Source organism: Williamsia sp. MIQD14 (assembly GCF_051025635.1).
GTDB lineage: Bacteria > Actinomycetota > Actinomycetes > Mycobacteriales > Mycobacteriaceae > Williamsia_A.
On sequence record NZ_JBPFDG010000004.1, the window covers coordinates 367,679 to 392,596 of the forward strand.

General features: G+C 70.3%; 21 protein-coding genes and 1 other RNA gene. 12 read left to right on the forward strand and 10 right to left on the reverse strand.

What is annotated here, in order from left to right; genetic code table 11:
* Positions 1-38 precede the first annotated feature (38 nt).
* On the forward strand, positions 39-998 hold the full coding sequence (locus ACQ7HM_RS16340) for a cobalamin biosynthesis protein (protein WP_434217284.1): 960 nt from the start codon (positions 39-41) through the stop codon (positions 996-998).
* Here the strand turns inward: ACQ7HM_RS16340 and ACQ7HM_RS16345 are convergent.
* The gene (locus ACQ7HM_RS16345) at positions 995-1,993 is read right to left on the reverse strand and encodes an SURF1 family cytochrome oxidase biogenesis protein (RefSeq protein ID WP_434217285.1); all 999 of its coding nucleotides are present in this window, start codon (positions 1,991-1,993) and stop codon (positions 995-997) included. The two genes, ACQ7HM_RS16340 and ACQ7HM_RS16345, sit on opposite strands and share 4 nt — an antisense overlap.
* A gap of 205 nt (positions 1,994-2,198) precedes the next feature.
* Between ACQ7HM_RS16345 and ACQ7HM_RS16350 the strand changes: the two genes are divergently transcribed.
* Positions 2,199-3,212, forward strand: a complete 1,014-nt coding sequence (locus ACQ7HM_RS16350) for a zinc-binding metallopeptidase family protein (RefSeq protein ID WP_434217286.1) — start codon at positions 2,199-2,201, stop codon at positions 3,210-3,212.
* 39 nt (positions 3,213-3,251) lie between these two features.
* Here ACQ7HM_RS16350 and ACQ7HM_RS16355 read toward each other — a convergent pair whose 3' ends face one another.
* Complete coding sequence (locus tag ACQ7HM_RS16355; RefSeq protein ID WP_434217287.1) at positions 3,252-3,743, reverse strand: low molecular weight protein-tyrosine-phosphatase; 492 nt, start codon at positions 3,741-3,743, stop codon at positions 3,252-3,254.
* Complete coding sequence (locus ACQ7HM_RS16360; RefSeq protein WP_434217288.1) at positions 3,736-4,422, reverse strand: HAD hydrolase-like protein; 687 nt, start codon at positions 4,420-4,422, stop codon at positions 3,736-3,738. The genes ACQ7HM_RS16355 and ACQ7HM_RS16360 overlap by 8 nt, the downstream gene beginning before the upstream one ends.
* 65 nt (positions 4,423-4,487) lie before the next feature.
* Between ACQ7HM_RS16360 and cobC the strand changes: the two genes are divergently transcribed.
* The 5 genes from cobC to ACQ7HM_RS16385 all read left to right on the forward strand — a co-directional run bounded on the left by cobC (position 4,488) and on the right by ACQ7HM_RS16385 (position 10,457).
* A complete protein-coding gene (cobC, locus tag ACQ7HM_RS16365; RefSeq protein WP_434217289.1) occupies positions 4,488-5,621 on the forward strand; it encodes an Rv2231c family pyridoxal phosphate-dependent protein CobC in 1,134 nt (377 codons plus the stop codon).
* A gap of 1 nt (position 5,622) precedes the next feature.
* Positions 5,623-6,783, forward strand: a complete 1,161-nt coding sequence (locus tag ACQ7HM_RS16370) for a Nif3-like dinuclear metal center hexameric protein (protein ID WP_434217290.1) — start codon at positions 5,623-5,625, stop codon at positions 6,781-6,783.
* A 39-nt stretch (positions 6,784-6,822) separates the two neighbouring features.
* A complete protein-coding gene (locus ACQ7HM_RS16375) occupies positions 6,823-7,560 on the forward strand; it encodes a zinc ribbon domain-containing protein (protein ID WP_434217291.1) in 738 nt (245 codons plus the stop codon).
* Positions 7,561-7,564: 4 nt separating this feature from the next.
* On the forward strand, positions 7,565-8,671 hold the full coding sequence (locus ACQ7HM_RS16380; protein WP_434217292.1) for a bifunctional RNase H/acid phosphatase: 1,107 nt from the start codon (positions 7,565-7,567) through the stop codon (positions 8,669-8,671).
* A gap of 325 nt (positions 8,672-8,996) precedes the next feature.
* The gene (locus tag ACQ7HM_RS16385; RefSeq protein WP_434217293.1) at positions 8,997-10,457 is read left to right on the forward strand and encodes a DUF222 domain-containing protein; all 1,461 of its coding nucleotides are present in this window, start codon (positions 8,997-8,999) and stop codon (positions 10,455-10,457) included.
* A gap of 32 nt (positions 10,458-10,489) precedes the next feature.
* On the opposite strand, the gene ACQ7HM_RS16390 is transcribed toward ACQ7HM_RS16385, so the two are convergent.
* The 3 genes from ACQ7HM_RS16390 to ACQ7HM_RS16400 are packed head-to-tail and all read right to left on the reverse strand — an operon-like array spanning position 10,490 to position 13,291.
* Positions 10,490-11,716, reverse strand: a complete 1,227-nt coding sequence (locus tag ACQ7HM_RS16390) for an SLC13 family permease (RefSeq protein ID WP_434217294.1) — start codon at positions 11,714-11,716, stop codon at positions 10,490-10,492.
* A 19-nt stretch (positions 11,717-11,735) separates the two neighbouring features.
* Entirely contained in the window at positions 11,736-12,257 is a 522-nt protein-coding gene (locus ACQ7HM_RS16395; protein ID WP_434217295.1) for a DUF1697 domain-containing protein, read from the reverse strand.
* Positions 12,258-12,298: 41 nt separating this feature from the next.
* Positions 12,299-13,291, reverse strand: coding sequence for an alpha/beta hydrolase (locus tag ACQ7HM_RS16400; RefSeq protein ID WP_434217501.1), 993 nt, complete (start codon positions 13,289-13,291; stop codon positions 12,299-12,301).
* Between the two features lie 173 nt (positions 13,292-13,464).
* On the opposite strand from ACQ7HM_RS16400, the gene rnpB reads away from it, so the two are divergent.
* An RNA gene (gene rnpB, locus ACQ7HM_RS16405) (RNase P RNA component class A) lies at positions 13,465-13,889 on the forward strand.
* Between the two features lie 25 nt (positions 13,890-13,914).
* Here the strand turns inward: rnpB and ACQ7HM_RS16410 are convergent.
* The 3 genes from ACQ7HM_RS16410 to panB all read right to left on the reverse strand — a co-directional run bounded on the left by ACQ7HM_RS16410 (position 13,915) and on the right by panB (position 17,362).
* The gene (locus ACQ7HM_RS16410) at positions 13,915-15,423 is read right to left on the reverse strand and encodes a CHAD domain-containing protein (RefSeq protein WP_434217296.1); all 1,509 of its coding nucleotides are present in this window, start codon (positions 15,421-15,423) and stop codon (positions 13,915-13,917) included.
* Complete coding sequence (pip, locus tag ACQ7HM_RS16415) at positions 15,420-16,418, reverse strand: prolyl aminopeptidase (RefSeq protein WP_434217297.1); 999 nt, start codon at positions 16,416-16,418, stop codon at positions 15,420-15,422. Before pip ends, ACQ7HM_RS16410 begins: the two co-directional genes overlap by 4 nt.
* A gap of 98 nt (positions 16,419-16,516) precedes the next feature.
* Entirely contained in the window at positions 16,517-17,362 is an 846-nt protein-coding gene (gene panB, locus ACQ7HM_RS16420) for a 3-methyl-2-oxobutanoate hydroxymethyltransferase (RefSeq protein ID WP_434217298.1), read from the reverse strand.
* A 180-nt stretch (positions 17,363-17,542) separates the two neighbouring features.
* On the opposite strand from panB, the gene ACQ7HM_RS16425 reads away from it, so the two are divergent.
* The 4 genes from ACQ7HM_RS16425 to ACQ7HM_RS16440 all read left to right on the forward strand — a co-directional run bounded on the left by ACQ7HM_RS16425 (position 17,543) and on the right by ACQ7HM_RS16440 (position 24,701).
* Positions 17,543-19,177 carry an alpha/beta hydrolase gene (locus ACQ7HM_RS16425; protein WP_434217299.1) on the forward strand — a complete coding sequence of 545 codons (1,635 nt, stop codon included), beginning with the start codon at positions 17,543-17,545 and terminating at the stop codon, positions 19,175-19,177.
* An 84-nt stretch (positions 19,178-19,261) separates the two neighbouring features.
* Entirely contained in the window at positions 19,262-20,602 is a 1,341-nt protein-coding gene (gene glnA / locus ACQ7HM_RS16430) for a type I glutamate--ammonia ligase (protein WP_045823127.1), read from the forward strand.
* 61 nt (positions 20,603-20,663) lie between these two features.
* Positions 20,664-23,705, forward strand: coding sequence for a bifunctional [glutamine synthetase] adenylyltransferase/[glutamine synthetase]-adenylyl-L-tyrosine phosphorylase (locus ACQ7HM_RS16435; RefSeq protein WP_434217300.1), 3,042 nt, complete (start codon positions 20,664-20,666; stop codon positions 23,703-23,705).
* Positions 23,706-23,765: 60 nt separating this feature from the next.
* Positions 23,766-24,701 carry an endonuclease/exonuclease/phosphatase family protein gene (locus ACQ7HM_RS16440; RefSeq protein WP_434217301.1) on the forward strand — a complete coding sequence of 312 codons (936 nt, stop codon included), beginning with the start codon at positions 23,766-23,768 and terminating at the stop codon, positions 24,699-24,701.
* A 10-nt stretch (positions 24,702-24,711) separates the two neighbouring features.
* Here the strand turns inward: ACQ7HM_RS16440 and ACQ7HM_RS16445 are convergent, their stop codons facing one another.
* Positions 24,712-24,876, reverse strand: coding sequence for a hypothetical protein (locus ACQ7HM_RS16445; protein WP_160298525.1), 165 nt, complete (start codon positions 24,874-24,876; stop codon positions 24,712-24,714).
* Positions 24,877-24,918 lie beyond the last annotated feature (42 nt).

The following is a 24,918-nucleotide window of genomic DNA, read 5'->3' on the forward strand; positions in this document are numbered from 1 at the left end:
GGACACCGGAGCAGGTGCCGCGTGGCAGGGTGGTGCCGGTGACCACCGCCCCGCCCGCCCGCCGCGCGGCCCGTGCACTGGGGCTGATGCTCGGGTTCGGGGCCGATGCGGTGTTCGCCGATCCCCGGCGTGGTCATCCGGTGGCCGGCATGGGCACCGTGGCCGGGCGCATCGAAGGTGTCGTGTACCGCGACAACCGCTGGGCCGGAGTCGTGTTCGTCGGTGGCTGCCTCGCGTCGGTCCTGACTATTGCCGAACCGCTGTCCCGTGTCGCAGGTCCGGGCGCGGTGGCGTCCACGGCCGCCGCGACGTGGACGGTGCTGGGGGGCACCGGACTCACCCGGGTCGCGACGGCGGTCGCCGACGCCCTCGACCGCGACGACGTCGCCGCGGCCCGCGAACTGATCCCCAGCCTGTGCGGGCGTGACCCCGAGAGTCTCGACCGCGCCGGGATCATCCGGGCCACCGTGGAATCGGTGGCCGAGAACACCTCCGACGCGACCGTCGCCCCTCTCGTGTGGGGTGCCGTCGCGGGGGTGCGTGGCCTCGTGGTCTATCGGATGATCAACACCCTCGACGCCATGGTCGGCCACCGCACGCCGCGGTACGAGCGGTTCGGCTGGGCCGCAGCACGTCTCGACGACGTCGCGAACCTGATCCCCGCGCGCCTGGCCGGGGCGATCGTGGTCGTGGTCGGCGGCCGCCCCGGCGATGCGGTGGCCGCGTGGCGCCGTGACGCGCGGGCGCACCCGAGCCCGAATGCCGGTGTCGTGGAGTCGTCGTTCGCCGGCGCCCTCGGCATCGGACTGGGCGGCACGACGGTGTATCGCCACCGGGTCGAGGAACGCCCACGCCTGGGCACCGGACCGGCGCCGGACGTGGCCGACCTGCGCCGCGCGATCACGCTCTCGCGGCGGGTGCAGACACTGGCGGTGGTCCTCGCGGCGACGGCGGCAGCCGCGCGCGGGGCCCGACGCCCCCGGAGGACGACGACCTAGTCGCCGTACCGGTCGGCGAGTTTGCCGCGGACGCGGTCCTCGCCCGCCTCGGCCTGGTCGGGGCCGGCGCCGATGGTGCCGCGCACCCGGGTCTGTCCCATCCCCGTCGACGAGGCCGACGTGAGTTCCCGACGTCGCTGCCGGGCCCGTGCCGCGCGCTCGGACAGTGCCGACTCGGCCAGTGCGGCGGACTCGAGGGCGTCGGGTGGGGCGGCGCCGGTACGGATACGCTCGGCGGTCTCGGCCCGGGCGGCGTTGGCCGCGCGTCGGTGCCGGATCTCCGATCGCACGAAATACAGCAGACCCAGCGGTGCCATCACGCCGAACGCGATCCACTGCAGGCCGTAGGACAGGTAGGGGCCCGAATCGAGCTGGGGGATGGGGATCTCGGCGAGGCTGCCGGGTTGCCCCGACGACAACTGCAGGTACGCGGGCATCGTGGTCAACCCGACGGTCCGGCCGAGCACGGCCGGGTCGATCGTGTAGACCTGCAGCACCCCGGACTCGGTGCGCGGTCCCTTGCCCGGGCTGGTGCCCTCGGGCTGGCGGATGCGGGCGTCGATGGTGGTCGTACCGGACGGCGCCGCGGTCACCGGGGGCAGCGCGGTGCCCTGCTGTGGCCGCACGTAACCGCGGTTGACCACGAACACCCGGCCGTCGGAGGTACGGAACGGGGTGAGCACCTCGAACGCCGGGCTGTCGTCGACCGACCGCAGCCGCACCACCGCCTGCGCCTCGGGGAGGTAGGTGCCCGACACGGACACCTCGCGCCACTCGGTGTCGGTCGGCACGGGACCCGAACCGGGGTAGACGGTGTCGATGGGGACCGCGGCCTTCGACACGGCGCTCTTGATCAGATCGTTCTGGTGCTCGGTGCGACCGTTCTTGCCGAGCTGCCACGGCGCCAGGACCCAGAAGCAGGCCAGCGCGAACGCGACGACGACGAGCGCGAGAACCACCCAGCCGGGACGCAGGAAGGCGCGGAGCACTCGCATACCTCGACGGTACAACCTCGGCCCGGGGGTCGGCGGGCGGCGCGATCGGTGAGCGGACCTGCATGAGTCGACTACGCTGAGGCGGCCGGAGCCCGACAGGCCCTCACGCGAAGCCGCCGCCGTGAGCGTCGCCTCGTGGTCCGGCGAACCGCATCATCGCGCCCCGAGGGGCGCAGGTGCCTCACCGAACGGACCCACCCCCATCATGCGCGATTTCGCCTGCCGCAACTGCGGACAGCAACTCTCCTTCGAGAACACCCTCTGCCTCAAGTGCGCCAGCGCGCTGGGCTTCCATCTGCCCTCGCGCACCATCGTCACCCTCGACGACAACGGTCAGACCGAGATCGACGGCAGCACCCTGATCCGCTGCGCGAACAACGTCGTCGCCAAGTGCAACTGGCTCGTGGTGAAGGGCGCCGGCGACGACGGCCTCTGCGAGTCGTGTGTTCTCACGCGCACCCGTCCCGGAGACGGCGACACCGAGGCGATCGCCGAGTTCGGCGACGCCGAGGCGGCCAAGCGACGGGTCGTTCTCGAGCTCACCGAGCTGAACCTGCCCATCGTCGGCCGCGACGACGACCCGAGCACCGGTCTTGCCTTCGACCTGCTGTCGAGCGCGCAGGAGAACGTGATCACCGGCCACGCGAACGGGGTCATCACCCTCGACCTCGCCGAGGGCGACGACGTGCACCGCGAGCAGCTCCGCGTCTCGATGGACGAGCCCTACCGCACGCTGATCGGTCACTTCCGCCACGAGATCGGCCACTACTACCAGATGGCCCTCGTCGGCGACGGCGAGCATCGTCAGCGCTTTGAGGAGCTGTTCGGCAACCCCGACGACGACTACCAGGCCGCTCTGGACCGCCACTACAACGACGGCCCGCCCTCGGACTGGAAGTCCGACTACGTCTCCTCCTACGCCACCATGCACCCGGCCGAGGACTGGGCCGAGACCTTCGCCCACTATCTGCACATCCGCGACACCCTCGACACCGCAGCGGCGTTCGCGATGGCGCCGGCCGGCGCGACGCTGGCCAGTTCGCTCACCGGCGACGTCGGTTTCGACCGCATCATCGAGTGGTGGCTGCCGCTGTCGTGGTCGCTCAACCAGATCAACCGGTCGATGGGCCACCAGGACCTCTACCCGTTCGTGCTGCCGGCCAAGGTGCTCGAGAAGATGCGCTTCGCGCACTCGCTGATCGAGCCCGTCACCATCTGAGCGCTCTCCTCCGGCGGATCGGGGGAGTGATCGACCGCCCTACCGGGCCAACTGCTCGCGCATCCAGTCGAGCAGGCCCGGTACGGCGGCCTCGATCTGTTCACGGACGCGTGTGAAGTCGCTCTGGTCGCCGTAGTACGGGTCGGCCACGTCGAGGTCCGCGCCTCCGGCGCGATCGGGGTCGACGTGCGGATCGAAGCTGCGCAGCAGACGGGCGCGGTCACCCAACCGCTTGCGCCGCAGGGCATCGAGGTGCCCGCGGTCCAACGCGACGAGGAGGTCGGCGGTGCTGTGCTGGGCGCCGAGGACGGCCGCGGCGTGATCATCGGAGTAGCCGTTGCGCCGCAGTTCGGCGCGGGCGCGGTCGTCGGCGGGCTCACCGACATGCCACGAACCGGTGCCACAGCTGTCGATGCGCACCCGATCGGACAACCCCGCGGACTCCACGGCGTGGGTGACGATGCTCTGGGCCATCGGTGACCGGCAGATGTTGCCGGTGCAGACGAAGGTGACGTGCAGGCGGTCAGACACCGAGCACCTCCCGCAGCTCGCCCACCGTGGACACCTGCCAGCGTGCGTCGGCGCCCTCGCCGTCGAGCGCGTAGCCCCAGCCGACGAGGACCGCGGGGATACCGAACGCGCCCGCGCCGTGGATGTCGTGCGAACGGTCGCCGATGATCACCACATCGGGTGTCCCGCCGTCGGCGGTCGTCGTCGGTGTGACACCCAGCCCGGACAGCGCGTGCGCCACCACATCGCCCTTCGTGCGGCGGGTCCCGTCGTCGCTGGCGCCGGCGATGACCGCGAAATGCCCGGCGAGACCGAAGTGCTCGAGGATGCGTGTGGCCGTCGTCTCGTTCTTCGAGGTGGCGACGGCCATCCGACGCCCGGACGTGGCCAGGTCGCCGAGCATCGCCTCCATCTCGGGGAACACCGCGTTCTCCAGCCACCCGATGTCGGTGTAGCGCGCCCGGTAGGCGTCCATTGCCGCGGTGGCGCGGTCGTCGTCGAGACCCAGCGTGCGCAGTGTGTCGAGCATCGGCGGACCCGCGATGCCCTCGACGAGGGTCGGATCGGGTTCGGGATGGCCGATGGTCGCCAGCGCGTGTCGAAAGCTGTTGGCGATGCCATCGAAGGAATCGGTGATGGTGCCGTCGAGGTCGAACAACAGGGTCGTCGTCGCCGCGGCGGGATCGGTGGAAACCGGCACGCCCCCATTCTCACCCGACGAGCGCAGCCGGGGCCACGCAGGGGCGCGAAGTAGAGTCGTGAGCTGTGATCCCGTCGGCGACGCACCACCCGAACGCCCCGGGCACGGACCTCACCGCACTCGACCGCCACGGCGACGACGATGTCGCGCCGGGCATGGTCGATTTCGCCGTCAACGTCCGCGGCCGGACGCCGGGCTGGATGGTCGACGCGCTCGCCGCGCGGCTGCCCGATCTGGCCGCGTACCCCCTCCGCGACGACCACGACGCCGCCGTCGACGCGATCGCGCGGACCCACCACCGCGATCGACGGGAGGTGCTGCCGCTCGCCGGTGCCGCCGAGGGATTCGCGCTGCTCGCGCAACTGCGTCCCCGCACCGCCGCGGTCATCGCCCCCACCTTCACCGAACCCGAACGGGTCCTGAGCTCGGCCGGCGTGCACGTGACCCGGGTCGTGTGCCCGGAGCCGTGGGACGTGGCCGCCGCCGATGTGCCCGCCGATGCCGACCTGGTGATCGTGGGCAACCCGACGAACCCGACCTCGGTTCTGCACACGAGGCAGGCGATCGAGTCGCTGCGGCGGCCGGGACGGATCGTGGTGGTCGACGAGGCCTTCGCCGACGTGACCCTCGCCGTGCGCGACGGGGTGGAGATCGACGAACCGGAATCCCTCGTCGAGGCGGCCCATCCCGACGTGATCGTGATCCGCAGCATCACCAAGACGTTCGCCCTCGCAGGCCTTCGTGCCGGATACCTCTGCGCCGCAGCCGATGTGATCGCCCGACTGACCGCGGGTCGCCCCCATTGGCCGGTCGGCACCCTGCAGCTCGCCGCGATACAGGCCGCGCTGTCGGAGCGGGGGAGGGCCCATGCGCGCGAGCAGGCCCGCGTCGTGCGGGCCGACCGCGAGGACATGTGCGCAGCCCTGACCGAGGCGGGCATCACGGTGTGCGGCACCCCGGCGGCGTCGTTCCTGCTCGTGCGCGTCGCCGACGGCACGGCCCGCAAGAACCACCTCGCGCGCGCCGGTTTCGCGGTCCGCAGCTGCGCCAATTTCGCCGGACTCGGACCCGACCACCTGCGGCTCGCGGTCCGCGATCGCGACGCCGTCGCCGGACTCATCGCGGCCTGGTATCGAGCCGACGACGCCGGACACCACCGGCACGACACCCACCGCACCGACATGACCGACGGGAACTGACGTGGCTGCTCTGCGCGATCTGATCGCACTGCTCGACGAGACATACCCGCCCCGACACGCGGAGTCCTGGGACAGCGTCGGTCTCGTGTGCGGTGACCCCGGCGACACCGTGACCGCGGTGCTGATCTGTGTCGACGTGACCGACGCGGTCGTCGACGAGGCCATCGCGACCGGCGTCGAACTGATCGTGGCCCACCATCCGCTGCTGCTCCGCGGCGTCGACACCGTCGGCGCGCACACCCCCAAGGGGCGGTTGATCCACCGCCTGATCCGGTCGGGGTGCGGCCTCTACACCGCGCACACCAACGCCGACATCGCTCGTCCCGGGGTGTCCGACGCCCTGGCCGAGGCGCTCGGCGTCACCGACACCCGCCCCCTGTCGCCGTTGCCGAGCCCGCCGCTGGACTCCTGGGTGGTGATGGTGCCGCAGGCCGCTACCGATGCCGTGGCCGAGGCGATGTTCGCCGCGGGGGCCGGGGCCATCGGCGACTACAGCCGCTGCCGGTTCACCGTCGCCGGGACCGGCGAGTTCCTTCCCGGTGCCGCGGCGACCCCGGCGATCGGTGCCGTCGAAGAGATCACCGCCGTCGCCGAGGACCGCATGCAGATGGTCGCGCCGCGTGGCCTACGCGATGCGGTGGCCGCGGCACTGCGCTCCGCGCACCCCTACGAGGAGCCCGCCTTCGACCTCGTCGAGCTCGCCGACACCCCGTCCGACGTCGGACTCGGGCGGGTGGGCACCCTGGCCGAGCCGATGTCGTTGCGCGCGTTCACCGATCACGTCGCGGCCTCGCTCACGACCGCACCGTGGGGCGTGCGGACGGCGGGCGACCCCGACGCGATGATCTCGACGGTCGCGGTGTGCGGCGGCGCCGGTGACTCGCTGATCGACGCCGCGGCGGCGGCCGGCGCCGACGTCTACGTCACTGCCGATCTGCGACACCATCCTGCCGACGAGCACCTGCGCGGCGGCGGCCCGGCCCTCGTCGACGCCGGTCACTGGGCGACGGAGTTCCCGTGGTGTGCGCAGGTCGCCGGTGTGCTCGGCTCCCACGACCCGGGACTGGTCATCTCGCGGTTCGACCGTCCGACCGACCCGTTCACCCTGCACGCCGCGGCCTCCACCAGCGGTGTCACGGGCCGGACCGACGCCGACCGGTAGTGTCGCCAGAACCCCTACAGAACAGGACACCCTCGCGACATGAAGGCAGATCCGGCCGATCAGAGAGCCCTCCTCGACCTGGCCGAGGTCGACGCCGGGGTCTCGAGGGCGACCCACCGGCGGTCCCATTCGCCGGAGGCCGCGCGGGTCGCCGAACTGACCGAGGCCCTGCGTGAGTACCGCGATCAGACCATCGCCGCCCAGATCGCGGCCGAGGACCTGGCTCGCGAGGTGCGGCGACTCGAGAACGACATCGCCGTGCTCGCCACCCGCCTGTCGAAGGATTCCGCACTGCTCAACGGCGGCACCCTCACCGGTAAGGCGCTCACGGAGATCGAGCACGAGATCGCCGGTCTGCACCGTCGCCGCGGTGTCGCCGAGGATGAGTTGCTGGAGGTGATGGAACGTCAGGAGGCCACCGCCGCAGAGGAATTGCGCTGCGGGGCACTGGTGACCCACACCGAGGAGGAGATCGCGAAGGCCGAGGGCGACGCCGCGACGGCGATGTCGGAGATCGACGTGACCGCCGATGCGGCGCGCACCCGTCGCGACGAACTGCGTGGGCAGATCGACGACGCCCTGCTCGCCGTCTACGACAAGCAGGTGGCCCAGGGGCGTATCGGCGCGGGACTGCTCCGGCAGGCGCGGTGTGGGGCCTGCCGCATGGAGATCGACCGCGGCACCCTCAGCCGCTACGGACAGGCCCCCGCCGACGAGGTGCTCCGATGTGACGAGTGTGGGGCGATCATCGTCCGCACCCACGAATCCGGGGTCTGAGACAGTGCGGGTGATCGTCGAGGCCGACGGCGGATCACGCGGCAATCCCGGCGTCGCCGGATACGGGGCCGTCGTGTGGGACACCGATCACGAGACCGTGCTCGCCGAGCGCAAGGAGTACATCGGCCGCGCCACCAACAACGTCGCCGAATACCGCGGGCTCATCGCGGGACTCGGCGCCGCGCGGGACTGCGGGGCCGGCGAGGTGCGGGTCCGGATGGATTCCAAGCTCGTCGTCGAACAGATGTCGGGGCGGTGGAAGGTGAAGCACCCGGACATGATCCCGCTCGCCGCGCAGGCGCGGGATCTGGTCGCGGAGTTCTCGAGCGTCGACTTCGTCTGGATCCCCCGTGCGGAGAACTCCCACGCCGACCGGCTCGCGAACGAGGCGATGGACAGCCGGACCGACGGCCAGGTCGCCATGGGCCCCGGGTCGGCGTCGCCGGAGGAGAAGAGCGCGGCGGCGGCGACCGGCCCCGGCTGGACCGGCGCGATGGGGGAGCCCACCCGTCTGCTGCTGGTGCGTCACGGCCAGACGGCGCTGTCGGTGGACCGCCGCTACAGCGGTCGTGGCAACCCGGAACTGACGGCACTCGGTGTGCAGCAGGCCGATCGGGTCGCGCATCGGATCGCTGCGAGCGGTGGGATCACGGCCGTCGTGTCAAGCCCGTTGTCGCGTGCGCGCGCCACGGCCGACGCCGTCGCCCGCCGCGTCGGACTGCCGGTGCACGAGGTGGACGGCTTCACCGAGACCGACTTCGGCGAGTGGGAAGGTCTGACGTTTCTCGAGGCGATGCAGCGTGATCCGGAACTGCACCGCGCGTGGATGTCCGACACCTCGGTCGCCCCTCCCGGTGGCGAGAGCTTCGACGCCGTGACCGAGCGCGTGCGGGTCGCGACCGATCAGGTGGTGGCCGACCACGGACCCGGCAACGTCGTCGTGGTCAGTCACGTCACGCCGATCAAGACCGTTCTGCGCCACGCCCTCGACGTCGGCCCATCCATCCTGTTCAAGCTTCACCTCGATCTCGCGTCACTGTCGGTGAGCGAGTTCTACTCCGACGGAGGCAGTTCCGTCCGCCTCGTCAACGACACGAATCACCTCACCTGACGCCGGCACCCAGGTGCCAGCCGTCCTGAGTATGTGGAAACGGTCGGGCGAGTGGTTGTGCTGACTGTGTGGAAACGTTCGGTCGGGTGGTGCTGGTTGTGCTGACTGTGTGGAAACGTTCGTCGAGTGTGCTCACCGGCTGGCGTGAGCCGACGACGAGACAACGCACACTCGACGACCGGCTTCCGCACCGTCAGCGGCAGTAGAACGCATTCAGACGAGCGAAATACACTCACGTTCAACACTATTCATCAAAATCAACCTCCCGCACCTCGAACATCCGTGCTAAACTGGATGTACAGAACCACCTGGGGAGGGGCTAGCGGTGAGCGATCTTTTGGCGAAATACGCTGCCTTGGAGCAACTCCTGGATGAGCTAGCCCAGGCCTCATCCGACAGCTACGAGGAGAAGACGGTCGCGGACTTGGCGATCCGGCACGAACGGATCGCGCGGCGGATGGAGGCGATCGGTAACCGCAGGATTCTCGAGGTCTCCGACCGCGACGCGCACCGCGCCGTCGGGTGCGTGACCGCCACCGAGTTCCTGCAGACGAAACTGCGCGTGACGCAACCGAAGAAACGTCTCAAAGAAGTACAGGCACTCGAACCGATGCACGCGATGACCGGCGAGAAACTGCCGCCGGTCTGCCCAAACACCGCCCGAGAACTCGCCGCAGGCGCGATCGGTCCCGACCACGTGCACGCCGTACTCGACGTCATGGCCAAGATCCCCACCGCGGTCGAGCCCGAGCACCGCGCCTTCGCCGAGCAGACCCTGGCCGAGTTCGCCACGACACTGACGCCGAAAGAGATCGCCGCCGCGGGCGTGCGGATCCTCGCTCACCTCGATCCGGATGGCACCCTCACCGACGATCGAGATCGTGCCCGGAACCGGAAACTGAATCTCGGCTGCCAGGACTCGCAGTTGATGTCGACACTCACCGCGACGCTCGACCCGATCACGCGTGCACTCTTCGACGTCGTGCTGGCGAAGTGGGCCGCGCCGGGGATGAACAACCCCGACGACGACCAGTCACCGCGCGGTGACGGCGCAGAGATCAGCAGCGATGCGTTGCGGGAGGCGGCCGATCGTGATTGCCGCTCGCAGTCCCAGCGCAACCACGATGCCCTGAAAGCTCTTCTCGACGCCGCGGTCAACGGCGGTCTGCTCGGTCAGTCGCATCGCGGACTGCCGCCGCAGATCATCGTCTCCATCACCGACGCTCAATTACGTGAGCACGCCGGCATTGCCCGTACCGTCACCGGCGCCGACCTCCCGATCTCGGAGGTGGTGAAGCTCGCCGCAAACGCCCAGACACACCTCGCCGTGTTCAGCGACGTCACCGACGAGCCGCTGTTCTTCGGCCGGTCTCGTCGGCTGGCATCGCAGTCGCAACGGTTGATGGCCTTCGCGAAGTACAAGGGTTGCAGCAAAGACGACTGCCCAACACCGTTCGCGCACACCGAAATGCACCATGCCGAAAACGACTGGGCCGACGGCGGCCTCACCGACTCGCCGCACATGGCACCCGCATGCGGCCCCCACAACCGGGCCGTCGGCACTGAACCGCACCAGTGGACCACCCAGAAGATCACCGACGGCCCCGACAAAGGCCGCTACGGCTGGCGACGCAACACCGACCCACCCGAGACACTCCGCGCCAATCAACTCCACCGGATCGATGAACTCCTCCAGCGATACCGGAACCCACCTGACGCCGTCCCTGCGGTGAGTCGGCGGTTCGACATCACCTGGCCTGGTGTCGAGTTGTATCCCGCCGCGTGATCTGTGGTTGCCGCGTTCCACAGACTCAGTCCTCAGGCGACCAGCCACAGTGCCGTGACAGCGGCGACGATCGACGGTGGGCCCGCGACGAGGCCGAGGGCGGAGAAACCCGCCGCCGACACGGCGACACCGTCGCGGCTGACGATGCGGCGCCACAACAGGTTCGCGAGCGAGCCGACGTAGGTCAGGTTCGAGCCGATGTTGACACCGAGGAGCATCGCCAACAGCGCGACGGTCGGGGCGCCCGACATCGCGGCGAGCAGCAGCAGCGTGGCGGGGATGTTGTTGATGACGTTGGCGACCACCGCGCCGATCGCGGCGATGCCCAACAACGCGAGCAGGCTCGACCCGTTCGGCACGATCCCCGCCAGCCACCGTCCGATGGCGCCGTCGGCGATCGCGGCGACCAGGACGCCCAGGGCGAACACGAACAGCAGGAACAACGGATTGATCGCCGTGATCACATCGACCACGCCGGACGCCTTCCGCGCCATCGCGATCACGGTCAGCACCACCGCACCCGCGGTCGCGAACCACACCGGCTCCACACCGACCTGAGACGACAGGACGAACCCGACGAGGGTCGCCCCGAGGACACACAGCGCGGCGACCGGTGCCGGGCCGGGATCCTCCGGATCGTTGTCGGGTTCATCGGCGATCTCGGCCCGGAACCACCAGCGGTGCACCGTGTACTGCACCACGAGGGCCGCGAGCCAGGGGAGCGCCATCAGGACGGTGAAGCGTCCGAAACTCAGGCCGGTGGCCGAGAACGCCAGCAGGTTCGTCAGATTCGACACGGGCATCAACGACGATGCCGCATTGGCCAGGCTGATCGTCGCGACCGACAGCGGTCGAGGCCGGACGCCGAGTCCTCGCGTCACCGCGATGAGCACCGGCGTGAGCAGGACGACGGTCGCGTCGAGATTGAGTGCGGCCGTCGTGACCGCGGCCCCGACGAACCCGAGTGCGAACAATCGTCGGCCGTTGCCCGCGCCGGCGCGTCCGATCTGCCGCGAGACCCAGCCGAACACCCCGAGCACCTCGCACGCATGCGACAAGGCCAGCAGCGCAGCGAGTGTGGCGACGGTCGTCGCGAGTCGCTCGATCTCGTCGAACGCCTCACCGAGGGTCACCGCGCCGACGGCGATCGCGATCGCCGCCGCGGGCACCGCGACCGTCGCCTCGGGAAGCCCCCGCGGACGCCAGACGGCGAACGCGAGCGCCAGCACCATGAGCGCCACTGCGCCCGCTGCCATCATCTCTGCCGTCCCCGGGCCCTCAGCCGAGGATCTTGCGGAGGGTGCGCAGGTTGCGGTTCGTGGTCGTCGCCTTGTACTTCGGGTTGCCCAGAACCTTTCCGAAGGGGCTCGTGAGCGTCTGCTTCTGCGGTACCGACCAGTAGACGACGCCGTCCCCACGGGCGACGGACTCGACGTCGCCGTCGATATCCACGCCGAGCAGTTCGGTGAGCACCGCGTCGTCGGCGACGAACACCACGTACGCGTGGACACCGTCACGCTCGTCGAACGGGTACGCCGCGGTGGCCGCCGCGACCCGATCGACGGTGTGGACGAACACGAACGCCTCGTAGCCGAAACGGGTGCCCAGTGCCGGCTCGATCAGCGCACGCAACTGCGACGGTTCGCTGTCGGTTCCCGAGTCGAACACGACGTTGCCCGTCGCGAGCACCGTGCGGACATCGGTGAACCCGAGTTGCGCGAATTCGTCACGCAGATCGGACATTCCGACCCGCACGCCACCGACGTTGATGCCTCGGAGCAGAGCGACGTAGCGGGCCACCGCGTCAGGGTAGCGCCCCGGTGGTGTCGTCGGCGCGGACGCTACCGTCGGCCGACCGGGACCCCGAGGGCGCGGGCCACCGTCGGCCAGGCGCGGTGCAGGTCCTGATTCCAGTACCCCCACGAGTGCAGTCCGGTCCGATAGTCGATCGTGGTCGCCACCCCGGCTCGGCGGGCAGCGCTCGCGAACAACCTGGTGCACGTCAGTGCGCCGCTCTCGAGCGCCCCACCCACCGGCGACGCCAGCCCGGCCAGTCCGAGGGAGAAATCGGGCAGGCCGTTGCCGACGGCGAGATAGAGGGAGGTGTCACGCAGGACGTCGACCTGTGACGCCGGGTCGTGCGCCCGCCACTGCGCGTCGCCCGGTGTGCCCCACATGTTGTCGGGGTTCCCGCCGCGGGTGAGGATGCTGCCCTGCGTGGCGGCCGCAGCGGTCGGGTCGAGAAGATCGAGGCACCCGCTGAACGCGGCCACACCGCGGTAGAGACCCGGGTGCCGGACGGCGAGCATCATCGCGCCCGTGGCGCCCATCGAGACGCCGCCGATGGCGTTGGTCCCGTTGCCCCGGAAGGTCCGGTCGATCACCGGGGGCAGTTCCGATGCGAGGAACGTGTCCCACTTGTTCACGCCCAGAACGGGATCGGTCCGATCCCAATCGGTGTAGTAGCTCGCGGTGCCGCCGATCGGCAGGACGACGTTGACCGACTTGTCGGCCATGAACCGCACGATGTCGGTCTGATCGGTCCATCCGCTCTGGCGATAACCGGTGAGGACGCCGGCGTCGATGCCGTCGAGCAGGTACAGCGAGGGGCGGGGTGTGCTCCGATCGCGGGGGAGGAGCACGTCCACCGAGATGATCTTGCGCATCGACGGAGAGAACACGCGCAGGCGGGCCCTCTGCGGAGCCGTCATCACCACCGAGACGACCCGCGCGGCGGGAGCCGCGGTGTCCGGCGGTGTCGTGGTGACGCCGGGTGTCGGGGGCGCCGCCTGGGCCGGCGGCGCGAGGGCGGCCACGGTGACCACCGCGACCATGGCGAGGAGAACCGAGACGACTCTCGTCGTCGCCGATGTCGCCCCGGCTGTGGCTGTGCTGATTGTGTTCATGGTCCAACCCCCCAGTTGCTGACGCGTCGCCGATCCGATCCCGCCGTGGGCGTGACGACGATCGGGCATGGGACGAACGGCGGCTATCATAAACCGGCGAACGAGCCGACCGGGCGATCGCGGTCTGCGGGAACGGTCATCCGCGAGGGTGACATGCCCGCGGTCGAGGAAAGTCCGGACTCCACAGAGCAGGGTGGTTGCTAACGACAACCCGGGGTGACCCGCGGGAAAGTGCCACAGAGAACAGACCGCCGACACCCACGCCCTCGGGCGTGGGGTCGGTGAGGGTGAAACGGTGCGGTAAGAGCGCACCAGCGCCGTGGGTGACCACGGCGGCTCGGTAAACCCCACCCGGAGCAAGGTCGAAGGTCGCACCGCGAGGTGCGGCTGCGCAGGCGTTCGAGGGCTGCTCGCCCGAGCCTGCGGGTGGACCGCTCGAGGCACCCGGCGACGGTGTGTCCAGATGGATGATCGCCCCCGACCCTCGTGGTCGGGACAGGATCCGGCTTACAGGTCGACTCGTTCGCACCCCCTCGTCGGGGCGCCGCCCGCTACAGGTCGTCGGCGATGGCGTCGTAGCGACGCAGCGCCTCGGCGTGGCGTTCCTCCTCGCGGGCGTCGAGTCGCCCCAGGACGAAGGCATCGGTCGGCGATCCGACCGTCGCGGCGACCTCCGCGAGCAGCTCACGGCTCAACGTCGCGTCGTTGGCGTCACCCAGCAGCGACTGGATCTTCTTGGCCGTCGCACCCACCCGCTTGTGTCGCGAGACGCCGAGCGTCGCGCCCGCCTCGGCGATGTAGCGCAGCCGTTTCGCCTTCTTGCGGACCGTGTGCATCTGCTCGGTCCACTCCTCGGTACCCCGGTCGAGCTTCGCGAGCGTGCGTTGCGCCTTGCGCACCGACCGGCGGCTCGCATCGACGGCGTCGCGCAGGGCCTTCTTCGCGGGCCGATCGGCGTCGGGGCCGGCGACCGGATCGACGAGGTAGGTGTCGATGGCGTCGAGCAACGCGAAGTACCGGGCGGAGTTCATGCCGGTCACGGCGACCCGCAGGCCACGCCGGTACCGGCGGTTCTGCTCGTCGACCAGCGCGGCGCGCAGGCCCTCCGAGGCGTTCTCGTCGGCGAGGAGTTCGTCGTAACGCTGCGCGGTCACCTCGGCGTCGCGGGCGACACCGAGCACGGCGGCCAACTCCTTGAGCTCGTCGCCGACGGTGTCACGTGCGTCGCCGCTCAGGACCGCGTCGAACGCGCGCAGCACGCTGCGGAGTCTGCGGGTCGCCACCCGCATCTGGTGGACGGCGTCGTCGACGTCGGCGCGCACCGCCGGGTCCCACTCGACGAGTTGGTCGCGGTGACGGGACAACTCCGTGATCACGAGTTCGAGGGCGGTCGGGTTCTTCGGCAGCGGCTTCGTCGAACGGTGACCTGGCATCGCGCCAATGGTGCGGGCGAGCTTCGACGCGCTCGAGGCGGTGGTGGCGCCGGCCCCGCGCAGCAACTCCTCGGCGGGTCCGAGCAGGTCGGTGTCGCCGTCCACGAGTTCGAACTCCCACTCCGACCACGTCTGGCCGGTGCCGCCGGGAAGCAGCGACCGTGCGGTCACCAGATCGGCGCACAACACCGCCAGCAGGCGGTCGTCGTCGTCGCGCGCCTCGGTGATCTGACGTCGGGTGCCGATCACCGCCACCGGCGACAGCGTTCGGCCGCGCACGTGCACGCGCACCGGTTCGAGCAGCTCACCGGGAACCGTGGCGTGCGCGATCCCGGTCGCCGGGTCGGCGTCGTCGGGATCGAGCGGGACCTGCCGCTCGCGTCGCCCGCCCGCGCCCGCGGGCCGCTTGAGGTGCCACCCCTCGTCGTGGCCACCGGTGCGGCGGCGCAACGTGATCCGGTTGTCGGCGAGGTCGAGGTTCTCGGTGTCGAAGTAGGTGGCGTCGAGGTTCTCCTCGATCGGTCCCGACGTCGACGCGACCCCGGGCAGCTCGGTCAGGTCTGGGATCGGTCGTCCGGCTGCGACGTCGAACTTCAACTCGATCTCGATCTGCTCGTGCGCGGTCATGGCGTGCGGGCGTCCTTGTCCTCGGTCGTGTCGGTGGCGTCGGGCGTGTGTGCGAAGCGGTCGGTCGCCTCGACGAGGTGGTGTTTGATCCCGGCCTCGAAGGAGGCGTGGCCGGCATCGTCGACGATGCGCAGATCGGCAGACGGCCACGCGCGGTGCAGATCCCACGCGCTGCGCATCGGACACACGACATCGTATCGGCCCTGGACGATCACGCCGGGAATGTGGGCGATGCGGTCGATGTCGCGGAGCAGCTGGCCGTCGTCGAGAAAGCCCCCGTGGGTGAAGTAGTGGTTCTCGATCGAGGCGAACGCGAGGTCGAAACGGGTGTCGACGTCGTCGCCGTCCGGGGTCGGCAGCAGATGGCTGGTGCTCTGTTCCCAGTTCGTCCACGCAGTGGCGGCCGCCGACCGCACGTCGGGGTCGTCGGAGGAGAGGAGCCGTCGATAGGCCGCGACGAGATCACCGTCGCGGTCGGACTCGGGGATCGGCGCGAGGTAGCCCTCCCACAGATCAGGGAACAGGTGCGCGGCACCACCGTTGTAGTACCAGTCGATCTCGCTGCGGCGCAGCAGGAAGATGCCACGCAGGACCAACTCCGTCACGCGCTCGGGATGCGACTGGGCGTACGCGAGACCCAATGTGGACCCCCACGACCCGCCGAACACCTGCCAGCGTTCGACGCCGAGATGGGTGCGGATGCGCTCCATGTCGGCGATCAGGTGCGGCGTGGTGTTGACCGACAGGTCGGCGCCGTCGGCGATGTGCGGGGTCGACCGCCCGCATCCGCGTTGGTCGAAAAGGATGATGCGGTACGCCTGCGGATCGAAGAACCGCCGTTGGTCGGGCGACGTCCCGCCGCCGGGACCACCGTGGACGAACACCACCGGCTTGCCCTCGGGGTCACCACTGCACTCGACGTGGATCCGCTGCCCGTCACCGACGTCGAGCATCTCCTGCTGATACGGCTCGATCGCCGGGTACAAGTCGCGCATCGGTCCATCATGCCGGGTGTGCCCGATGTGGCGGCACGACCGACGGTGACGATCGGGTCGCGATCGCGCGCCCGATCAGGTTCGGGGCGCGGTGGGGATCAGTAGCTGTGCTCGGGACCGGGGAACTGTCCGCGACGCACCTCGTCGGCGTACTGCTCGGCCGCGACGCGCAGATCGGTGCCGATGTCGGCGTAGCGCTTCACGAACTTGGCGGTCTTGCCGTGGGTGAAGCCGGCCATGTCCTGCCACACGAGGACCTGCGCATCGGTCTCGTTGCCGGCACCGATGCCGACGGTGGGGATGGTGAGCTTGCGGGTGATCTGGCCGGCGAGGTCGGCCGGGACCATCTCCATCACGACGGCGAACGCACCGGCCTCGGCGACGGCGATCGCGTCGGCGACGAGCTGATCACCGGCGTCGCCACGGCCCTGGACGCGGAAGCCGCCCAGTCCGTTGACGCTCTGCGGCGTGAACCCGATGTGGGCCATCACCGGGATGCCCGCGGCGCTGAGCGTGGCGATCTGATCGGCGACGCGCTCACCGCCCTCGAGCTTCACCGCGTGCGCACCGCCCTCCTTGAAGAAGCGGATGGCCGAGGTGAGCGCCTGCGCCGAGCCGCCCTCGTAACTGCCGAACGGCAGGTCGGCGACGACCAGGGCGTGCGGGGCGCCGCGCACCACACCGCGGACCAGCGGCAGCAGCTCGTCGACCGACACCGGGATGGTGGTGTCGTAGCCGTAGACCACGTTGGCGGCGGAGTCGCCGACCAGCAGCACGGGGATCTGCGCGGCATCGAAGATGCGGGCGCTGGAGTAGTCGTACGCGGTGAGCATCGACCACTTCTCACCCTCGGCCTTCATCTGGGCCAGGTGGTGGACGCGGGTCGCGCGGCGGGGAGAGGTCGGCGCGGTGGAGGGGGCGCCGTAGACAGAGCTGTCGGACATCATCGTCTCTTTCGTGCCTCGAGTCTCGCGATGCGCGAGTACCCGGGTGGATGTGGACGCCACCAGTGTGGCACCCCGGCACCGCGACGTCCCAGGTCTGAGCGGTGTGCCGTGTCTCACACCGGTGCCGCGGCGTCCACGCGGAGGTCGCTCGGTCGGGCGCCGTGCCACGATGGGCCGATGCCCCTCCCGACCTCGACCGTCGCATCGTCCCGTCGGCGCCGTCGAGGCCTGCGCTGGTCGGTGCTCGCCGCGGTGCTCCTGCTCGCCGGGTGCGCGAGCACGAACACCCAGCGATTCGATCTCGGTGCGCCCGTCACGGGTTCGACCTCCGCCGGTGCCGGGACGTCGGTGGCCCCCGACCCATCGGCGGCTCCGGTCGGGGGACCGCTGGGCCGGTTCTACGGTCAGCGCATCGCGTGGGGGTCGTGCGCGGAGTTCGCGCCCGACGGGGGATATCCGCAGCAGCGCAGTCAGTGCGGTCGGCTCACCGTTCCCGTCGACTACGCCGATCCGACCGGTGCCACGGCGTCGCTGGCGGTGTTCCGGCTCAAGGCCGCCGACCGCGCGACCGGGATCCTGCTCACCAACCCCGGTGGCCCCGGGGGATCGGGTGTCGACTTCATGGCGTCGGCCGCGTCCGATTTCGCCGACCGCGACGTCTCCCGCACGCTCGACATCGTCGGGTTCGACCCCCGCGGCGTGGGGCGTTCCACGCCGCAGATCCGTTGCCGCACCGATGCCGAACGCGATGCGGTCCGTGCCCGCGACTGGGTCGACACCAGCCCCGCAGGCATCGCCGCGGTCGAGAAACGCAACGCCGCGGTGGGTTCGGCGTGTGCACGGCAGATGGGTGGGGACTTCCTCGCCCACGTCGGCACGGCGGACGTGATCGCCGACATGGACGTGCTGCGCGGTGCCCTGGGGTACGAGCAGCTCAACTACCTCGGCTACTCCTACGGCACCCTCATCGGCGCCGACTACGCCGAGCGGTTCCCGACCCGCGTGCGGGCGATGGTCAACGACGGCGCCGTGGACCCGTCGGCCGACCCCGTCGCCGACGTCGTCGCACAGACCGCGGGGTTCCAACGCGCGTTCGACGGCTTCGCCGCCGACTGCGTCACCCGACGCGGTTGCGCCCTGGGCACCGACCCGGCGCGGGCCACCGCCCGATACCAGGAACTCACCCGCCCCCTGATCGGCCGGCCGGCACCCACGACCGACCCGCGGGGCCTCACCTACGGCGACGCCCTCACCGGTACCGGTCAGGCGCTCTATAGCAAGAACCTCTGGCGGTACCTGCGTGACGGCCTCGCCGAACTAGCCGGCGGGCGCGGCGACACCCTGCTGCGACTGGCCGATCTGTACGAGGGCCGCGACCGGTCGGGTCGCTACGACAACAGCGCCGACGCCTTCACCGCGATCCGATGCGTCGACGGCCCACCCATCACCGACCGCGCGACGCTCGACCGACTCGACACCGACCTGCGCAGGGCGGCGCCGTTCCGCGACGACGGTCGGGGGACCGGCCGTGGCTCGGCCGACGAGTGCGCGTTCTGGCCCGTACCCCCCACCTCACAGCCGCACCGGATCGCCGCGGCGGGCCTGCCGACGACGGTCGTGGTGTCGACCACCGACGACCCCGCCACGCCGTACGCCGCGGGTGTCTCGCTGGCCGGTCAGCTCGGTGCACGTCTGATGACCTTCCGGGGGACCCAGCACACCGCGTCGTTCGAGGGCAACGCGTGCCTCGACGACCCGCTGACGAAGTACCTCGTCGATCTCACGCTGCCGCCGGTGGGTGCCACATGCTGAGACACCGGCAGTTCAGCCCCAGTTGAGCGGCCCCGATCCGCGTCCGTAACACAGATTTAACAGCGCGCTTCTAGCCTCTGAACCATGGACCGCCAAAAGGAATTCGTCCTTCGTACCCTCGAAGAACGGGACATCCGATTCGTTCGTCTGTGGTTCACCGACGTCCTCGGCTATCTCAAGTCGGTGGCCATCGCGCCGGCCGAACTCGAGGGCGCGTTCGCCGAGGGCATCGGCTTCGACGGATCGTCGATCGAGGGGTTCTCGCGGGTGTCGGAGGCCGACACCATCGCCAAGCCGGACCCGTCGACCTTCCAGGTCCTGCCGTGGACCACCAGCGGCGGCAAACACCACTCGGCGCGCATGTTCTGCGACATCGCCATGCCCGACGGCACGCCGTCGTGGGCCGATTCGCGCCACGTGCTGCGGCGGCAGCTCAACAAGGCGGCCGACCAGGGATTCACCTGCTACGTGCACCCCGAGATCGAGTTCTTCCTCATGAAGGACGCACCGACCGACGGATCGCCCCCCACCCCGTCGGACACCGGTGGCTACTTCGACCAGGTCGTGCACGGCAGCGCCCCCAACTTCCGGCGCCACGCCATCGACGCGCTGGAGTCGATGGGCATCTCGGTGGAGTTCTCCCACCACGAGGGCGCGCCCGGCCAGCAGGAGATCGATCTGCGCTACGCCGACGCGCTGTCGATGGCCGACAACGTCATGACCTTCCGCTACCTCGTCAAGGAGGTGGCGATCGGCGAGGGCGTCTGGGCGACGTTCATGCCCAAGCCGTTCAGCGAGCATCCCGGTTCGGCGATGCACACCCACATGAGCCTGTTCGAGGGCGACACCAACGCCTTCCACAACCCCGACGACCCGATGCAGCTGTCGCAGACCGGCAAGCACTTCATCGCCGGCATCCTGCACCACGCCTCCGAGCTCAGCGCGGTCACCAACCAGTGGGTGAACAGCTACAAACGACTCATCCACGGCGGCGAGGCGCCGACGGCGGCGAGCTGGGGCGGCGCCAACCGCTCGGCACTCATCCGGCTGCCGCTGTACACCCCGAACAAGGCGTCGTCGCGACGCATCGAGGTCCGCAGCCCGGACTCCGCGTGCAACCCGTACCTCACCTTCGCGGTGCTGCTGGCCGCCGGTCTCAAGGGCATCGCCGAGCAGTACGAACTGCCCGACGAGGCCGAGGACGACGTGTGGGCGTTGACCTCCGCCGAGCGTCGCACCATGGGCTACAAAGAGCTCCCGGGCAGCCTCGGTGACGCACTGAAGGCGATGGAGTCCTCGGAACTGCTGGCCGAGGCACTCGGCGAGCACGTCTTCGACTACTTCCTGCGCAACAAGTGGACCGAGTGGAACAACTACCGCAGCCAGGTCACGCCGTTCGAGCTGAAGAGCTACCTGGCCCTGTAGGACCGACCCGCGGGCGCCTCGTGTGCACCGCACGGAGGTGGCGACGACTACGGTCGTCTCCGTGAGTTCTCTCCCCTCCCGTGCCGCGGTGCCCGGGCCGGCGCGTCTCGGACTGATCGACGACTCCGCCCCCGGCGATCTCGCGACCATCGGGTGGACCACCCCCGCCGATCTCGATGTGTTGTGGGCGTTGTCGCGCGCCCCCGACCCCGACCTCGCGCTCCGCGCCCTCATCCGATTGCGTGCCGCGGTGGGTGACGCCTGGACCGAGGTCGACGACCGTATCCGCTCCCGTCGCACCTTCCGCGGACGGCTGTTCGCGGTGCTGGGGGCGTCGGAGGCCCTCGGCGATCATCTCGTCGCCGAGCCCGACACCTGGCACCTCCTCGACCCCGACGGGACGACCGAGGACGGACTGCCCGGGTTCGACGAGGTGCTCGCCACCATGCTCGGCGCCGTCGACGCTTTGCCCGAACCCGGAGCCCTCGACAACGGTGATCGCGTGTACCGGGCAGGCGTCAGCGGTCCCGCCGCGGTGGTCTCGTTGCGGACCGCCTACCGGAACATCCTGTTGCAGTTGGCGGCCCGTGACCTCGCGCCCGCCGTCGAGGACGAACCCGTGCTGTGGTTCCCGCAGGTCGGTCGGTTCCTCGCCGACCTGGCCGACGCCGCCCTGACCGCAGCGCTTGCCGTCGCGGTCCGCGAGGTGTGCGGTGACGCACCGCTGCCGGTGCGTCTGGCGATCATCGCGATGGGCAAATGCGGTGCGCGCGAACTGAATTACGTGAGCGACGTCGACGTCATCTTTGTGAGCGACCCCGCCGACGGCATGTCGGCGCGTATCGCCGGCGAGGTCATGCGGATCGGCACACTCGCCTTCTTCGAGGTCGACGCCGCCCTACGGCCCGAGGGCAAGGCGGGCGCCCTCACCCGGACACTCGCTTCACACGTCGCCTACTACCAGCGGTGGGCCAAGACCTGGGAGTTCCAGGCGCTGCTCAAGGCGCGGCCCATGACCGGCGACATGGCCTTGGGCGCGGAGTACCTCGACGCGGTGTCGCCGATGGTGTGGGAGGCCTCCGAACGCGAGGACTTCGTGCCCGAGGTGCAGGCCATGCGCCGACGGGTGGAGAAGATGGTCCCCGCCGACCTGCGGTCGCGCGAACTGAAACTGGGCAGCGGCAGCCTGCGCGACGTCGAGTTCGCCGTGCAGCTCCTGCAACTCGTCCACGGTCGCGTCGACGACTCGCTGCGCGTCCTGTCGACCGTCGACGCGCTCACCGCACTGACCGCCGGGGGATACGTCGGCCGTGACGACGGTGCCAACCTGACCGCGTCGTATGAGTTCCTGCGGCTGCTCGAGCACCGACTGCAGCTGCAGAAGCTCAAACGCACGCACCTGCTGCCCGAGTTCGACGACCGCGAGGCGATGCGGTTCCTCGCGCGCGCCGCGCACATCCGCCCCGAGGGCGACCTCGACGCGGCGGCGTCGTTGCGCGCCGAGATCCGCAGGCAGTCGCTGCGAGTGCGTCGCCTGCACGAGAAGCTGTTCTACCGGCCGCTGCTCGACGCCGTCACCCGCATCGACGCCGACGAACTGCGCCTGTCCGACGCCGCGGCGACCAAGCGCCTCGCCGCGCTCGGCTACGCCAAACCCGACCACGCACTCAGTCACCTGCGTGCACTGCTGTCGTCGGCCGGGCGCCGCGGGCAGATCCAGGAGCTGCTGCTCCCCACCCTGCTCGAATGGCTCAGCAACACACCCGATCCCGACGCCGGGCTGCTGAACTACCGCCGACTGTGCGAGAGCCTCGCCGACCAGGACTGGTTCCTGCGGTTGCTGCGTGACGACGGTCTGGTCGCCGAGAGACTGATGCACGTCCTGGGGGCGTCGGCGTACGTCTCCGAGCTCCTCATGCGGTCACCCGAGGTCATCCGGCTCTACACCGACTCCGCGTCGGGTCCGAAGCTGTGCGAGGTGCCGATCGCCGACGTCGCCAACGGTCTGATCGCGTCGGCGGTCCGCGCGCCCGACGCGAAACGTGCCATCGCCGTCGCCCGATCACATCGGCGGGCCGAGCTCGTGCGGGTGGCGTCGGCCGACATCCTCGGCATGCTCGACACCCCGGCGGTGTGTGCGGCGCTGTCGGGTGTGTGGGCGGCGGTGCTCAACGCCGCACTCAAGGTCGTGATCGCCGAATCCGCCACCGCCCGCGGGGTCGCCGCCCCGGCGCGGATCGCGGTGATCGGGATGGGACGACTCGGCGGTCAGGAACTCGGCTACGGCTCCGACGCCGACGTGCTGTTCGTGTGCGATCCGATCCGGCCCGACGGGGACGGGGAGGTCGACGAGGCGGCGGCGGTGCGGTGGGCCAACACCATCGCCGACCGGGTGCGCACCCTGCTCAACACCCCCAGCGCCGATCCGCCGCTGGAGATCGACACCGGGCTACGGCCGGAGGGCCGCAACGGCCCCGTGGTGCGGACGCTGGCGGCCTACCGCGCCTACTACTCCCAGTGGGCGCAGCCGTGGGAGATCCAGGCGCTGCTGCGCGCCCATCAGGTCGCCGGCGACGAGGATCTCGGCGTCGCCTTCCTGCACATGGCCGACGCCATCCGCTATCCCGACGGGGGTGTCTCGGCCGACGCGGTGCGCGAGATCCGTCGCATCAAGGCGCGGGTCGACGCCGAGCGGTTGCCGCGCGGAGCCGATCCGGCGACGCACACCAAGCTCGGTCGCGGCGGCCTCGCCGACGTCGAGTGGACGGTGCAGCTGCTCCAGCTCCGCCACGGCCACCGCCTGTCGTCACTGCACAACACCTCCACCCTGCAGTGCCTCGACGCGATCGGGTCGGCGGAGATCCTCTCCGAGACAGACGTCGGGCTGCTCAAGGAAGCCTGGCTCACGGCGACCAAGGCCCGCAACGCCCTGGTCCTGGTGCGGGGCAAGGCGGTCGACCAGCTGCCCGGGCCGGGGCAGCAGCTGCGCGCGGTGGCGTTCGCCGCGGGATGGCCGGAGGACCAGGCCTCGGAGTTCCTCGACAACTACCTCCGCGTCACCCGCCGCGCGAAAGCCGTGGTCCTCAAGGTGTTCGGTGCCTGACCCTGTGCGGTCGCGCCGGTGGTGAGGTCGGCGGCGCGCACACGCAGCCCACTGGCGCGGGTGGCGACGATCGCCGCGGTGCTCGTGGGCTGGGCGCTCGCCGCGGTCGTGGTGACGGCGCTGTGGTTGCACTGGTATCCGGGACGGGGTCGCGTGTCCACCGCTCTCGCGTCGGCGGTGCCGTGGCTGCTGCTGGCAGCGGTCCCGGCCGTGCTGCTGCTGGGTCTGGCGCGCCGATGGATCTCGGTGGCACTGACGGTGATGCTCGCGGTCGCCGGTCTCACCACGCAGGTGCCGCTGCTGGTCGCGTCGACCGCACCGGCGGGCCGTGAGGTGGTCGTGGTGCAGTCCAACATCAAGCTCGGAGCCGGCGACGTCGGACAACTCGTCGACATCGTGGCGCGCGAACGTGCCGATCTGCTCACCGTCGAGGAACTGACACCGCAGGCGCTCACGCGACTGCAGGCCACCGGGCTACGGGAGACGTTGCCGTATCTGTACGCGCAGCCCGGTACCGGCGGGGTGGGCACGGCGATCGCGAGTCGGTACCCGTTGCGCGACACCGTTGCCCTCGACGGCTACTCGCTGAACAATCTCCGCGCGGTCGTCGATCTCCCCGGCGCACCGGCGACGACGGTGTTCGCGGTGCACCCGATCCCGCCGTTCCCGTACGCCCCCGACCGATGGGTGCGGGAGATGCGAACCCTGCGTGAGACCGTCCACGCGACCCGAGGCGACCACGTGATCGTCAGCGGCGACCTCAACTCGACCTGGGATCACCAGCAGCTCCGGGCCCTGGCCGACAACGGTTTCCACGACGCCACCGATCAGGCCGGGGCGCGGTGGGCGATGACCTATCCCGCCGACCGTTGGTTCCCGCCGCTGATCGCCATCGATCACGTTGTGTCGCACGGTTTCACCGCGCGATCACTGCACACCGTCTCGGTGTCGGGATCGGACCACCGGGCCCTGGTGGTGCGGCTGGCGGTGAACTGACGCGGAGGCGTCAGTCGGTGGTCTGAGCGCGCGCCAGGGCGGCGACCGCCTGGGCGAGTGTCTCGACCGACTCGGCGAGCAACGCGTGCCCGCGGTCGCCGTCGAGGTGGGACTTCGCGATCGCGGCGATCCCCGCCGCGGTGTCGGCGCGTTCTGCTGCCTGCTCAAAGCTCACGGTGGCTCACCTGTTCCCTGTCGTCGAGCGGGTGGGTCGTCG